The 13426-nt window shown below is 42.5% G+C and carries 14 protein-coding genes and 1 other annotated feature; of the genes, 10 read left to right on the forward strand and 4 right to left on the reverse strand.

Annotated elements, in window-relative coordinates; translation table 11 throughout:
• From ACI31H_RS05240 to ACI31H_RS05280, 9 genes are all read left to right on the forward strand, one after another.
• Nucleotides 1-918 (forward strand): glycosyltransferase family 2 protein, encoded by a 918-nt coding sequence (locus ACI31H_RS05240; RefSeq protein ID WP_439770943.1) that lies wholly within the window; start codon nucleotides 1-3, stop codon nucleotides 916-918.
• A gap of 15 nt (nucleotides 919-933) precedes the next feature.
• Nucleotides 934-2190, forward strand: a complete 1257-nt coding sequence (locus ACI31H_RS05245) for a hypothetical protein (protein WP_439770944.1) — start codon at nucleotides 934-936, stop codon at nucleotides 2188-2190.
• Nucleotides 2174-3547, forward strand: coding sequence for a hypothetical protein (locus ACI31H_RS05250; RefSeq protein ID WP_439770945.1), 1374 nt, complete (start codon nucleotides 2174-2176; stop codon nucleotides 3545-3547). Before ACI31H_RS05245 ends, ACI31H_RS05250 begins: the two co-directional genes overlap by 17 nt.
• 263 nt (nucleotides 3548-3810) lie before the next feature.
• On the forward strand, nucleotides 3811-4368 hold the full coding sequence (locus ACI31H_RS05255) for a hypothetical protein (RefSeq protein ID WP_439770946.1): 558 nt from the start codon (nucleotides 3811-3813) through the stop codon (nucleotides 4366-4368).
• Nucleotides 4369-4725: 357 nt separating this feature from the next.
• Complete coding sequence (locus tag ACI31H_RS05260) at nucleotides 4726-5871, forward strand: acyltransferase (protein ID WP_439770947.1); 1146 nt, start codon at nucleotides 4726-4728, stop codon at nucleotides 5869-5871.
• 119 nt (nucleotides 5872-5990) lie between these two features.
• Nucleotides 5991-6419, forward strand: coding sequence for a peptide-methionine (R)-S-oxide reductase MsrB (gene msrB / locus ACI31H_RS05265; protein ID WP_439770948.1), 429 nt, complete (start codon nucleotides 5991-5993; stop codon nucleotides 6417-6419).
• Nucleotides 6420-6883: 464 nt separating this feature from the next.
• The gene (locus tag ACI31H_RS05270) at nucleotides 6884-7138 is read left to right on the forward strand and encodes a type II toxin-antitoxin system Phd/YefM family antitoxin (protein ID WP_439770949.1); all 255 of its coding nucleotides are present in this window, start codon (nucleotides 6884-6886) and stop codon (nucleotides 7136-7138) included.
• Nucleotides 7135-7398 (forward strand): Txe/YoeB family addiction module toxin, encoded by a 264-nt coding sequence (locus ACI31H_RS05275; protein WP_439770950.1) that lies wholly within the window; start codon nucleotides 7135-7137, stop codon nucleotides 7396-7398. The genes ACI31H_RS05270 and ACI31H_RS05275 overlap by 4 nt, the downstream gene beginning before the upstream one ends.
• A 97-nt stretch (nucleotides 7399-7495) precedes the next feature.
• Nucleotides 7496-7831, forward strand: a complete 336-nt coding sequence (locus ACI31H_RS05280) for a hypothetical protein (RefSeq protein WP_439770951.1) — start codon at nucleotides 7496-7498, stop codon at nucleotides 7829-7831.
• Nucleotides 7832-7876: 45 nt separating this feature from the next.
• Here the strand turns inward: ACI31H_RS05280 and ACI31H_RS05285 are convergent, their stop codons facing one another.
• Genes ACI31H_RS05285 through ACI31H_RS05300 form a run of 4 tightly spaced genes read right to left on the reverse strand, consistent with a single transcriptional unit; the run spans nucleotide 7877 to nucleotide 11643 of the window.
• Nucleotides 7877-9019: an ArgE/DapE family deacylase gene (locus tag ACI31H_RS05285; RefSeq protein ID WP_439770952.1), complete on the reverse strand. Its 1143-nt coding sequence runs from the start codon at nucleotides 9017-9019 to the stop codon at nucleotides 7877-7879.
• A gap of 14 nt (nucleotides 9020-9033) precedes the next feature.
• The gene (locus tag ACI31H_RS05290) at nucleotides 9034-9741 is read right to left on the reverse strand and encodes a methionine ABC transporter permease (RefSeq protein WP_439770953.1); all 708 of its coding nucleotides are present in this window, start codon (nucleotides 9739-9741) and stop codon (nucleotides 9034-9036) included.
• Complete coding sequence (locus ACI31H_RS05295) at nucleotides 9716-10780, reverse strand: methionine ABC transporter ATP-binding protein (protein WP_439770954.1); 1065 nt, start codon at nucleotides 10778-10780, stop codon at nucleotides 9716-9718. The genes ACI31H_RS05290 and ACI31H_RS05295 overlap by 26 nt, the downstream gene beginning before the upstream one ends.
• Before the next feature lie 11 nt (nucleotides 10781-10791).
• The gene (locus ACI31H_RS05300) at nucleotides 10792-11643 is read right to left on the reverse strand and encodes a MetQ/NlpA family ABC transporter substrate-binding protein (RefSeq protein WP_439770955.1); all 852 of its coding nucleotides are present in this window, start codon (nucleotides 11641-11643) and stop codon (nucleotides 10792-10794) included.
• 80 nt (nucleotides 11644-11723) lie between these two features.
• Nucleotides 11724-11967, reverse strand: a binding site (T-box leader).
• A 144-nt stretch (nucleotides 11968-12111) separates the two neighbouring features.
• On the opposite strand from ACI31H_RS05300, the gene ACI31H_RS05305 reads away from it, so the two are divergent.
• Nucleotides 12112-13098 (forward strand): LacI family DNA-binding transcriptional regulator, encoded by a 987-nt coding sequence (locus ACI31H_RS05305; protein WP_439770956.1) that lies wholly within the window; start codon nucleotides 12112-12114, stop codon nucleotides 13096-13098.
• Nucleotides 13099-13426 lie beyond the last annotated feature (328 nt).

The following is a 13426-nucleotide window of genomic DNA, read 5'->3' on the forward strand; positions in this document are numbered from 1 at the left end:
ATGGAAAAACAGGTTACTGTACTTATGTCAACCTATAATGGCGAACAATATCTTCAAGAACAAGTTGACAGTATTTTACGACAAAAGGGTGTCCAAGTACGATTACTTGTTCGTGATGACGGTTCGACAGATCAGACGCAAGCGCTCTTAAATGCATATCAAGAAAAGGGGCAACTACACTATTACAGTGGTTCTAACTTAGGAACGGCGCGAAGTTTCTTACAGTTAGTAAAGGATAGCCCGGAGAGTGAGTACTATGCTTTCAGTGACCAGGATGACGTATGGAAAGAGGATAAACTTAGCCGTGCGTTATCTTTAATACAGCAATCCAGGACCGCTGAGAAACCTTTACTGTATGCTGGGAGCTTTCAAATGACCGATGCCGGTTTAAAAGAAATTCACGGTGGCGAAAATCACTATACTACGCAAACCTTTGCTAATGCGATTGTTTATAGTTGTTGTACGGGATGTACGATGGTAATGAATAAACGTCTTCGTGATATTCTTGCTAGTAAGCCTCTTCCGCAGCACTTAATGATGCATGATGACTGGATCCATAAGGTCTGTTTGGCAATGGGCGGGAAAGTAGTCTTTGATTCCCAGCCAATGATGCTGTACCGTCAGCATGGTAATAACGTTGATGGTGGGATTCATACTCTTAAGGATAAAGTTCATAAAGTATGGGCCGAAAAAAGTACGCGGGCACGAATTATGAGTAATCAACTTGGTGAGCTGTTAAAGCTGTACGGCGATCAACTCCCCGAGGTGAATCAGAAGCTGTTAAAGCATGCCCTACATTTTGGTAAAGGCAATCTGAGTCAGCGTGTTCGATTGGCGTTTGATCCAACATACACCATTCGCGAGAAACGTAATTTAAACCATGAATTTAGAATATCGTTATTGATGAATTATTGGTAAAAGGATAGATGATAAATGACCTCAAAACGTGTGAGCTGGTTTTCTATTCCAGGATTATCAGTGCTATTAATTTTCTTAAATGCCTTAATTCCAATGCCCGTACTAATTGGAATTCAATTTGTGATTTTAATGTATTCTCTTAAGCGGGTTCGAATTGTTTATTCAGTTGCTATTGCGTTTGCAATTATCTTTTTCCAATCATATTTTGCGATTATGTTGGGCACCGACACTTTTACTTTGTTCATGCAGCAATTTTTATCAATTTGCATAACTGCGACTTACTGGTTTACCTTTGTTGATAATACAAACATTATGGAATATTTGCAGCTGTATAAACAGTTGGCGATCTTGACAGCACTGGTTTCTATTTTTCAATATGTAATGAGTTTGCTGGGAGTTGCATCTTTGGCAACGATGTCGTGGTTAATACATGACCAAGCAGGGACGCCGGTTGGCCGTTCGGCATCCTTTTTAAACGAGCCTTCGTACTGCGCATTGGTTCTTTTCCCGTTAATTTTCTTTGGCCTTTACCAGCTGCTGGGCCGTTACCGTGCGGCACTAACGCTAAAAATGAAGCCATGGGAACTTATTGTTATTTTTGCGGGATTTTTATTCACCGGTTCCTCTACAGGGTTCTTTGGGGTAATTGTTAGTATTATCGTGATTGTTTTGGAATATGGTATAAGTTATAAACAGCTATTAATTTTGCTTTTAGCGGCTGTTTGTTTAGGAACAGTTTATAGTAGGGTTAGTTTTATTCATCAACGGGTAAATGATACGGTAGGATTGGTCAGTGGTAAGGGCAGTCTAAATTCTGTCAATTTAAGTACCCAGTCGCTAACTATCAATAAAAATATTGCATTTGATAGTTTCGAAGAGACGCATGGCTTAGGAGGCGGGATGGGATCGCATTCATTATCTTATAATAAATTCGCTGGTCAGTACGGTCCCAACATACTATCACTAAATAGATTTGATGCTAATTCACTAGCGTTACGAATTATTTCAGAACTAGGGATGATTGGGATAGTTTTATTAGTCGCTTGGCTGTATCATTATCGTTTTCGTAAAAGTGATGATTCAGTAGCAATATATAAAATTATCAGCCAGATGTGTCTATGCTATCTTTTTGTACGTCTTTTACGCTTTGGTCATTACTTTGACTGTGGGTTATATATGTTTATTGCAATGTATTATCAGTGCTATCGGGTTAGCAGGCGTAACCAACTATTAGCGGGAAACGGAAAGCTAGAAAATGCAGAAAAAGATTAAACAAAACTTCATTTTTGCTTTTACAGCACAGGCAATCTCATTGATAGTTAGCTGTAGCACCAACTTAGTCTTGCCTAAAGTACTAAGTGTTTCCGGCTATAGTTATTGGCAGCTTTTTCTCTTTTATTGTACATACGTACCGTGCCTGGCATTGGGACTGAACGATGGTATTTACCTCCGTTATGGGGGAATGCATCGGCAAGAGCTAGACAAAGACGCAGTTAAGAGCCAACTGGGTGTGGGATTGCTATACCAACTATTTTTGGGAATGATAGTGAACTTTACCTTCATTCTCTTTTCCCATACAGCCCAACGGCGGCTATTGTTCCTGTTAGTATTGGTCTACTACTTTTTCTATACGGGCCATAACTTTCTAGGTTTTGTTTTCCAGTCCATTAATGAAACTAACATTTACTCGAAATCAATTATTATCGTTCGAATTATCTTCTTTACAGCCCAAGTACTTTTAATGTTGGCGGGAGTACAGAACGTTAATACTTATATTACCTTTTACATTATTTCAATTAGTCTAGCATTTGCTTACTTATTGTGGATGTTTAGGCCAGAATTAATGGCTGGTAGGTTCTCATTTCAAAAGGGAATTGCCGAATCGTGGACTAGTATTCGAGTGGGAATTAGTTTGATGTTTGCTAATATCTGCTCATTACTGATCCTAGGAGTTTGCCGCCAAATTATCGATGTTCGGTGGGGATTAATTGCCTTTGGGAAGGTATCCCTCTCGCTAACCTTGATGAATTTTGCATTGACCTTTATTACTCAAATTAGTTTAGTGTTGTTTCCAGCCTTGCGAAGGTTCTCGGTCGACCGGCTGCAACAATACTATGTAAAATTAAATCGCGGTTTGTTCTATATCTTACCGTTAATGTATATTTTCTATTTACCCCTGGCCTTTTTATTAAAATTATGGTTACCTAAGTACACCGTTAGTATTGACTATTTAGCTACGGTACTACCAATTTGCTATTTTGATTCAAAAATGAATTTAATTGGTAACACCTTCTTTAAGGTGTTAAATAAGCAGGTGCTGCTATTGAAAATCAACGTTGTTACCATTATTTTAAGTTCGGTAATGGAATTACTAGCGGCTTACGTATTTAATACTATGTACTTTGCTATTCTCGGTATGGTTTTGGCGATTATGTTCCGTAATGTATTAGCTGATATCTTGTTAAGTAGTAGTTTAGGAGTAAACATCCTATCATCAGAAATCCTGGACATAATATTGGCGATCCTCTTTATTCTGACTGCTAATTCGTTAAGCTGGTGGCAAGCAATGTTGGGGATGTTAGTACTTTATTTACTGCGAGGGTTAGTAATGCAGAAAAAGACACTATAAGGACCTCTGTTATTATTGAACTTCTATAAACTGATCAGATGGGCAGTAAAGTTAATTAACTTTTAAAAGCTTTTTAAAAGAATAAAATTATAGGATACTTACTACCCAGTTTTTGGTATGATTAATAATAATATTAAAATAGATAACTAATACCCCGTTGCGGCGGCGGATATTAATGAAGTCGTAACTTAAGTTATTACCCAGATACAATTTGTAAGTTGCGATATTATAACAACACAATTTTTCAAAAGTGGGGAATTATTTTGGCACAAGATTTAGAAGATTTACTGAAAACAACAATGCGAAATTTTGAAAATGCTGAAAAACAATACTTTGAAAGTGACGACAATACTGATCAAACACTGTTAAAGATAAGAAAAGCAAACTATGATAATGCTACTAATAATTTAAATCTGGTCAAACAAATGGCAGGGAAAAAGCAATTGACGCAGCAAAAGACACGGGAGACTCCTCAAAGTGAGAAACCAGCTATTAAGGTTACTACGTCATCTCAGCCTCACTCGAAAGCTAATAGTGAAAGCCAGCCAGAGTCGGCAGAAAAACAGCCGGAAATCAAATTAAATTTCCCAGACTATGAGGAAATTCAAGCTGCTAAGGAAGAAAAACAGCCGGAAATTAAAATTTCAACAAGCTCGGTTCTCCGTGAGGCCGCAAAGCAGGCCTTTATTGGTGGTTCAAAGAAGAAGTCAGATAAGACCACAGATAAGACTAAGAAGCCTGCTAAAAAGGCACAGAGCGCCTCTAAGGATAGTTCAACCATGACCCGTGAGCAATACCGCAAGCTTCACAGTAAAAAATAAAAAAGCACAGTATTTTTGCTGTGCTTTTTTATTTTAGGCAGATTAACAGCTTTTTCGTAAGCACCGAATAACAACACGTATATATTTTCAACTTCAGGTCTCCTATACTGATTACAATAAATTCAGTTAGGAGATTTTTATGGAAGAAAAACACGAAATCGTTACACCTAATTTTTTCTGTAGAGAGCGGCCGTGAAATGTAGGAAAACCGATAATTTTAAACCGCCGATTTCCTACATTTTACAGGTGTTAGTCTTTTTATTTATAATTTGATTGTCATTAACTAGTTAGCCTATAATATTGACTGCTTATGGGTAAGCTCAGGAAGAGTATATTTTACGATAGGGGAGACTAGTTTTGAAAAAATCACAGTTTAATATTAAGAAGCGAAAATCTAACTTTGAATTACTAAGAATAATTGCGATGTTTTTTATTGTGATGCATCATTCATTAGTTCATGGCGTGCTGGCTGCTTCAAATTCAGCCATCTTATCAAGGAGCAACCCGTTATCACTATCACTGTTCAATTCTTTGGCTTTTATGGGAAAAGTTGGCGTTTATTTATTTGTTTTAATTACCGGGTACTTTATGTATAATTCTCACATTTCTTTTAAAAAGCTTGTTAAGCTTTGGCTCCCGATTTTTTTTTGGTCGGTTAGCCTAACATTAATTTGCGGAATTATTTTAAAACAAATATCTATTATCAGCATTGTCAAAAGCTGTTTACCGATATTCTTTAACCAATACTGGTTTATGACTGCTTATGTATTCATGTATTTGCTTATTCCCTTTATGAATAAGGCACTTGCCCAATTAAATCCAAAAGAGGAAATATTTTTAGTGCTTTTAGGCTTTATATTGATTTTCCCGGGAAAGCATCTTTATGGAGCAGCAATCGTTGCTTGGCTTGGTAAATTTTGCCTTACCTTTTGCTTTGGGGCTCTAATTCAAAAGCGTAATTTATTGCAATCACGTTACTTTATTTTTGTTGGGAAAGTTTTGTTTTGGTTGGGAGTATTTGTGGATGTTCTTTTTTCACTTACTTTTAGTTTTCTTGCTTTCAAACTATATAAGCCTAGTTTTATCAAATACTCTAAATTAAGTGATCAGGGTTTGACGATTTTTGCTTTTTTTACAGCTTTAGGTTTGTTTATCTGGCTCGGCTCTAAAGCCATCAATTATAATTATATAATCAATACGGTTGCTTCAACCACGTTTGGAATTTATTTAATTCACGACAATAGATTTATGGAATCGCTATTGTGGTTAAGAACTTTGCATATGGAAAAGGTGATTATGCAACCAGCGTATGTCGCAGTACTTTACGTGTTGTTTATTTGCATAGCGGTTTTTGTAATTTGCTCGTTGTTAGAATACATTAGGAAAAGGGTGTTCAATAAGTTGGAAGATCAAGTCTCATCATGGGCTAATACTAAGCTTACGCGTTTAATTACTTCACAGAATAATAGAATTAGTCAAATAAGAAAGTCTTCGAAAAGATAGTTAGCATTGGAGAATACCTAAAAATGGGGTAGCTTTACAAGAATTAGGGAGATATTAAGAGCAGCTTAACAGCTTTTTCATCCGGCCTGTGGTATCTTCAATCCAAAGGAGGTACTGTGATGTCCAAAGAAGAACTAAAGAAACGCCTAACGCCCATTCAATACGCCGTTACCCAGGAGGCGGCTACGGAGCGCCCATTTACTGGTAAGTATGACCACTTTGACCAACCGGGAATCTATGTTGACGTGGTTAGCGGAGAACCACTCTTTTCCTCACTTGATAAATACGATTCCGGTTGTGGTTGGCCAGCCTTTACTAAGCCCATTGCCCAGCGGGTGGTAAAGGAAAGGCGTGACCAATCCTTTGGCATGGAACGGACCGAGGTTCGTAGTCGCCAGGCCGGTTCACACCTGGGCCACGTCTTTACCGACGGCCCCGTTGACCAGGGCGGCTTGCGTTATTGTATCAATTCGGCCGCCCTTCGCTTTATTCCGGCAGCTGATTTGGCAGCAGCCGGCTACGGCCAGTACCAAGAATTATTTAAATAATAAAAGAGGTCGGGAAAGGTTTGCTTTTCTCGACCTCTTTACTATTAAAAATGAATAATTGCTGATTAATGGTAATTAGTGTTGAGGTTTACCCATGAACATCCCTCCGATAGAGGCAATCAGGATTACGAGAAAACTCACAACAGCAATTGCGTTACTTAAAGCTGACATCATGGTAAAACACCCTTTCTAAATCATCTTATCTTTCACCTTTATTATACCAATGACAGCGTTTACTAAAGATAATAATTGGGTAATTTTTCCCTAAGTATTATGGCTATTTTGCTTAGCAATTGCTTAGAAAAAATTAAGGAATTTACCGGTGCGTCTTTAGCTTCTGAAGTAATTAGTTAACTATACTTAATTTAAATTAGCGGATTTCGCCGTATTTATTAGGTGTATGTCATCCTAAATATTTGATATAATTAATGTACGTTATAATGTACATGATGGGAGCGATAAGGATGGATAATGTAGTAACACCTACTCAAGGGAGAAAAGATTTTTTTAAGATTATCAAAGATGTTAATCGTGATAAAAGGCCCGTTATCATTAAGCCAACTAAAAATAAAGAAAAGGGTGCCGTTGTAATTGGCGAGGATGACTGGAAAGCAATTCAAGAAACGCTATTTCTAGTAAACCAAGGAGTTGATAAACAGGTCCGCAAACGAGAGGGTGATGAAGAAGAAGACTTTGACAAGGTTTGGAATGAATTATGAGTTACTCAATAAGAATTAAGAAGGGAGCCAAAAAGGACCTTAAAAAGATTAAGGGGACATATTTAGAAGATAGTTTTAGAGAGATAATTGCTCAATTACGGAAAAATCCATTTGCAGATAATCAAAGTTTTGAGAAACTTATTCCACCGATTGCGGGGTTTTATTCGCGCCGGATTAACGTTCAACACCGAGTGGTTTATAAGGTTGATAAAATAGCGCAAAAAGTAATCATTTATTCTGCTTGGGGGCATTATGAGTAAGGCCATTGTTACAAGTCAGATGTTGTGACGATAACCTTTATTTTAGCTTTCCGAATTTATAGTTATTTTTCCGTATTTATTATGGAGGCGTGAATATATGTTACGAACGTTATATGAGATGGATATTGAGCATGATCGCCGCCAGGCCGTTAAACAAGGTAAGAGGCAGGGCTTAGAACAGGGTTTAGAACAAGGCATGAAGCAAGGTATAAAGCAAGGCATGAAACAAGGTATAAAACAAGGTGTAGAGCAGGGTAAGCGGCAAGGAATGGAACAGGGGGTCGCTAGCGCAGAGCTACAACTCGTTTGTGATTTGATTAATAGTGGACAAACGGCTACCGAGGTCCTAAAGTTCCTAACCACTATTCGTAAATGGCCGGCCGATAAGGTGCAACGCTACTACCAAAAAGCACTAGATAAACTGAATAACTAAATAAAAACCGCTAATACTCGGTCGGCCGGGTACTAGCGGTTTTGCTTAGTTAAAGAAATTAGTTACGATTTGCTGGTAGGTTTTAACGGTCGCGAGAAAACTCGGGATCGTAGTGTATTCGTCCGTTTGGTGGGCCAGTTGCCAGGCATCACTACCGAGGACAATCACCGGTAGGTCGGGATGGTCAACGGTAAAGACGCTGGCGTCCGTGGCCCCGTTAATGATATCAGTCTTGACGGGGTGCGGGAAGTTTTCCTGGGCAGCAGTTAGGGCTGCTTGGACAAAACTGCTCTGGGGATCCGTACTGATCGGGTGGTAGTCCATGAAAATGTTCAGTTCCAGGTGGTAGGAGCTCTGGTGGTTGATCAGGTCAATAGCATGGTGGAGGCGTCGGGCCACTTCCTGGTTGTCACAGGCAGCGGTCGGTCGAATATTCCCTTGTAGCTTAGCACTAGCGGGAATAGTGTTGACCTGGTGGCCCCCCTTAATGACGGTTACGCTGTGCTGGACGTGCCCGAGGTAGGGATCGACCGGTGCATCAGAGAATAGCTTGTTTTCAGCCTCGATAAATTTGACCAGGCCGCTAATAGCATTTATTCCCCGTTCTGGGGCGGAGCTGTGGGCAGCCTTCCCGATACTGGTAACTTCGTAATTAAGGCTACCGGAGTGGGCGAAGATAACGTTCCCTCCGGTTGGCTCCCCGACCACCAACGCGGCCAGGTCATCGGCAGCTCCCTGCTTGGCAAGGCGGAAGGCACCAGGGGTACCAAGTTCTTCGCCGGCCGTGGCGATTAGCTTAACCGTACCGGTTGGTAGTTGCCCTGCTTCCTTTAACTCAATTAGGGCCAGTACCTGGGCGGCCAGACCACTCTTCATATCCGCGGCCCCTCGTCCGTAAACGCGGTCGTCGACAATTTCGGCACCGAAAGGATCATGCTGCCAGCTGTCAGGGTCGGTTACCGCCACAGTATCCATGTGTCCGGTGAGGCCCAGTACCCGGTTATCCGTGCCCTGCCCCACCTTGGCGGTCAAGTTAGCCCGCCGGTCACCGAATTCGTCTACCTGACTATCGATACCATGAGCGGCGAGTAGTTGTTGGAGGTAGCGTGCGACGGCAACCTCATTACCATTAGTTGAACGAATCTTGATTAAATCCTGTAATACTTGTACCTGTTCACTGGCTTGCATAAAATCCCTCCTAACTAGCGGTCCTGGTGGTTAAGCTTTTTGGCAAGCACATCGCCGGCCACTTGGATAATCAAAACAAATAGCAGTACTAATAAGGTGGCGACCAGGGTCACGTCGTTGTTAAAACGGTCATAACCATAGGAGATGGCGGTGTTACCTAAACCACCGGCACCAATGGCCCCGGCCATCGCGGTCAGACTGACCAAACTAATTAGGGAAACGGTCGTAACCCGAACCAGTTCGGAGCGGGATTCCCGTAAGTAGACATCAAAGATAATGTCCCTGTTCGTAGAGCCAATTGCTTGGGCGGCTTCAATCTTCCCCTGGTCAACGCTCTTTAAGGCCACTTGAACCTGCCGAGCGTAGAAGGCGAAGAAACCAATTGACAGTGGTACGAGGGCTGCGGTGGTCCCAATTTGGGTACCAACGATTACCTGGGTAACTGGTGCGATGAAGGCCAGTAAGATAATGAAGGGGATGGCCCGGAAGACGGACACGATCTTATCACAGATGTTAAAGAGTACCCGGTTTTCAAGAATCCCACCGGGTTCGGTAACCACGAGAGCAACCCCGAAGAACAGGCCGATTAGTCCCCCAATAATGGCCGGCCAGACGGTCATGTAAATGGTTTGGACAATGGAGGTTCCCCAGCCATTGTCACCGCCCCAGCCTAGTTGTACGACGTTTGGTAAAAGATTACTCATTCCAAATCCTCCTATCATCAATCTTAGTAACGGTAACGTTGTTATCTTGTAAGAACTTTACTGCGGCTTGGCGTTGGTCGTCATCCCCCTTAACGACAACGAAGAGGGTACCGACCGGACTACCGCCGAGAATTTCAATGTTCCCGTAGAGCATGCTGGCTTCAACGCCGAGCTGCTTGTAGAGTTCAATGATGATCGACTTGGTAACGTTATTCCCGTTGTAAACCAGCTGGAATAGTTCTTCATTGTCGGCCAAGTGATCAAGGTCAAATGACTTTAATGTATCGATGGCGGCGAGGGAACCACCCACGAATTGGCGGGTTAACTCTTCCTTTGGCTGCAAGAAGACGCTTTGCAATGGGCCCCGTTCAATGATTTGACCGTGTTCCATGACGGCGATCTTATTGGCTACCCGCTTAACGGCATCCATTTCGTGGGTGATCAGGACAACTGTCAGGTTGAGCTGGTTATTAAGCCGCTTTAATAGGTCCAAAATTTGGTTGGTGTTTTGGGGGTCAAGGGCCGAGGTCGCTTCATCCGAAATTAGGATTTCCGGATCGTTGGCAAGCGCCCGGGCAATTGAAACCCGTTGTTGTTCACCACCAGAAAGTTGGACGGGGTAAAAGTCCGCCTTGTCCTTTAAGCCTACCAAATCGAGTAGTTCGTAGGCCTTCTTTTCCTGCGCGTCATCGTCTAGTTCACTGTGCTTCAGGGCAAAGAGGACGTTTTCGATTACCGAAGTCTCGTTTAAGAGGTTAAAGTGTTGAAAGATCATCCCAATGCGGCGGCGCTGTTGTTGCAACTCCTTATTGGAGAGCTGCTGTTGGTGATCTTTAAAGAAGGTTTCACCATTAATGGTAACCGTCCCGTCAGTAGGCTTTTGCAGCAGGTTGATGGTCCGGACGAGGGTTGACTTGCCGGCCCCGGAGTAGCCGACGATACCGTAAATATCACCCTTGTTGATTGCTAACGACACATCCTTAACGGCGTGGACAACTTCCTTGCCCTGCTTAAAGGTGACGTTAATATCTTGTAAGTCAATAATGGGTTTCGTCATACTCCTGCCTCCTACTTATTGAAGTTCAGGTTCCAAGCCGGAATTTCGGCAGAACCGTAGTACTTCTTGATTTGTTGTTCGGTCTTCTTCGTTTGGTAAGCCTTAACGACGTCTTGGACCGCCTTGTTGTTCTTGTTCTTCTTCAGAACCGCAATCACGTTAACCCATTGCTTGGAATCTTTGTTAATTGGTTCAACAAAGATTGCCTTCTTATAGTTCAGGCCCGCAGCTTGTGCGTAGTTCGTGTTAACAACGGCAGCATCTACGTCATCTAATGACCGGGCTGTTTGGTCAGCAGCCAATTCCTTAATCTTGAAGTTCTTCTTGTTGTTAGTAATGGATGAAGTTGTGGCCAGCTTTGTACCCTTCTTGAGGTTAAACAGGCCAGCGTTCTTCAAAGCAAAGAGCGCCCGGGATTCATTTGAAGCATCGTTTGGTACGGCGATCGTTGCACCATCTGGTAAGCTCTTCACGTTCTTGTACTTGTTAGAGTAAACCCGGATTGGGGTGATGAAGGTGTCACCAGCGGAAACAATGTTGGTGTGGTGGGCCTTATTCCAGGTTCTCAAGAAGAGCTTGTGCTGGAAGGCGTTGGCATCAACATCACCGTTTTGCAAGGCCTTATTAGGTTGGTTGTAGTCGGTGAAGCGCCGGAACTTAACCGTTACCCCATACTTATCCTTAGCAGTTTTAGCGATTGAATTCCAAATCTTATCATCGCTCTTGGAACCAGCCATGATCCCAACGGTCACGATTTTAGCGGCCTGTTGTTGGGGCCGAACAAAACTGAAGTAACCGGCAATTAAAACTACTACCACGACAATTGCCCAAATAATTGCATTTCTTTTCTTTCTTCTCTTCATAAGTAAAACTCCCTTTCACTCTTATTCCAAATTGTCATTAACCAAACGCGCCAACAAAAAAAGCACCCGTCCTTTAACTTAAAAAGGACGAATGCTTCGCGGTACCACCTTTGTTCGTCAGACCATCACTGGTCCAACCTCTGCGAGTAACTCTAACTAAATTATTAGAATTACCCAGCACGATTAACGTGTGCTAACCCGTCACCGGCTAACAATCACCGGTACCATTCCAGGCCCATCTTCGACGCGACAACCTATTGCTTCTCACCAACCAGCAACTCTCTGCTAGGTCTTGACGTTTACTCTGCCTTTCAACATGTTTTAACGTTTGATTAATTTGTTGTCACTAATTATAATTGGATTCTCATTTTTGTCAACGCCTTTTTTAATATTTTTTTGAAATTACCAGAAGGGAGGCTTTTATAAGGGTATAATAGGCAGTAAATACAAGGTGGGGATTAGCGTAAGATGAAAAAACAAAGTGTTAAGTTAGAGGATGTTGCGGCCGAGGCGGGGGTTTCCAAGACCACCGTATCCCGGGTCTTAAACAACCGGGGTTACTTGAGTCAAAAGACAATTAATAAGGTTCACCAGGCGATGGCTAAGTTGCATTACCGGCCCAATGTGATTGCCCGTCAGCTGTACCAGCAGCGGACTAACCTGGTCGGACTGGTTTTCCCGACGGTCGATAACCCCTTCTTTGCCCAACTGGAAGCGCGACTAGATTGGGAGCTGTACCAGCAGGGTTACCGGGTTTTGATGGGGAATAGCCAAAATAATCCCCAACGGGAAGAGGCGTACCTACGCCAGCTATTTAATGGCCAGGTGGACGGTCTGATTGTCGGTGCCCATAATGAAGGAATTGATCAATACCGTGATACCCAGTTACCGATCGTCTCAATTGAGCGGTGGGTTAGTAGGGATATTCCGGTAGTGGCCGCTGACAATTATGCCGGTGGAATACTAGCCACGGAACGTTTGTTGGCGGACGGGTGCCAGCATATCATCCATACTAACTACCCACAGGGATTACCATCACCAAACCTAGAACGGCGACGGGCCTATGAGGAACTTATGCGTAAGCACCACCGCCCGGCAATTACCTATGAGGTTAACTTTGATAGCTCACTTGAAGAAAAATTAGCAATTTTTAACCGCCTCTTTGATGAGCATCCGGAAGTCGACGGGGTGTTCGCGGATAACGATACGAACGCTAGCCTAATCATGCAGGTGGCGCGGGAACGTGGCCGCCAGGTGCCGGCTGACCTCCGGGTGGTTGGCTTTGATGGTGCGAATATGACCCGGACCCTGCTGCCGGAACTAACGACGATCCAGCAGCCAATTGACCAGATGGCAAGTACCGCGGTGGAACTACTGCAAAAACGAATGGCGGGTAAAAAGACCACCGCCACGGTTCAGTTACCAGTCAAGTTAATCGAAGGAACAACTGCATAAAACCCATTTGCTCCCCCTGGTGTGGAATCCTTTCCATGTCCGGGGGATTTAATTTAACTGGTAAAAAAATTTTTTTACTAGTTAAAGTTAGGGTGGTTAGGGCGGCCTAGCCTTACTCCCTGTACGTAATTCACGTATGGTAACCGCTTAACATACCGTAATGATAAACATTTTCCGAGATGACAACCGGTTGACAGATTAAAATGTAAGCCCTATCATAGAAACTGTTGAAAGGAAGCTAAGCAAATTTAAGGAGGCGGCAGAGAATGGCATTTGGCAGATTGCAATAAATAACTTGAACAAATTTAATGACGCAGATTAAGCAAGA

The organism is Limosilactobacillus sp. (assembly GCF_051873035.1).
GTDB lineage: Bacteria > Bacillota > Bacilli > Lactobacillales > Lactobacillaceae > Limosilactobacillus.

Coding starts and splice junctions, on each gene's coding strand:
- ACI31H_RS05240 (WP_439770943.1), top strand. CDS start 1: ATGGAAAAACAGGTTACTGTACTTATGTCAACCTATAATGGCGAACAA.
- ACI31H_RS05245 (WP_439770944.1), top strand. CDS start 934: ATGACCTCAAAACGTGTGAGCTGGTTTTCTATTCCAGGATTATCAGTG.
- ACI31H_RS05250 (WP_439770945.1), top strand. CDS start 2,174: ATGCAGAAAAAGATTAAACAAAACTTCATTTTTGCTTTTACAGCACAG.
- msrB (WP_439770948.1), top strand. CDS start 5,991: ATGTCCAAAGAAGAACTAAAGAAACGCCTAACGCCCATTCAATACGCC.
- ACI31H_RS05270 (WP_439770949.1), top strand. CDS start 6,884: ATGGATAATGTAGTAACACCTACTCAAGGGAGAAAAGATTTTTTTAAG.
- ACI31H_RS05275 (WP_439770950.1), top strand. CDS start 7,135: ATGAGTTACTCAATAAGAATTAAGAAGGGAGCCAAAAAGGACCTTAAA.
- ACI31H_RS05280 (WP_439770951.1), top strand. CDS start 7,496: ATGTTACGAACGTTATATGAGATGGATATTGAGCATGATCGCCGCCAG.
- ACI31H_RS05285 (WP_439770952.1), bottom strand. CDS start 9,019: ATGCAAGCCAGTGAACAGGTACAAGTATTACAGGATTTAATCAAGATT.
- ACI31H_RS05290 (WP_439770953.1), bottom strand. CDS start 9,741: ATGATAGGAGGATTTGGAATGAGTAATCTTTTACCAAACGTCGTACAA.
- ACI31H_RS05295 (WP_439770954.1), bottom strand. CDS start 10,780: ATGACGAAACCCATTATTGACTTACAAGATATTAACGTCACCTTTAAG.
- ACI31H_RS05300 (WP_439770955.1), bottom strand. CDS start 11,643: ATGAAGAGAAGAAAGAAAAGAAATGCAATTATTTGGGCAATTGTCGTG.
- ACI31H_RS05305 (WP_439770956.1), top strand. CDS start 12,112: ATGAAAAAACAAAGTGTTAAGTTAGAGGATGTTGCGGCCGAGGCGGGG.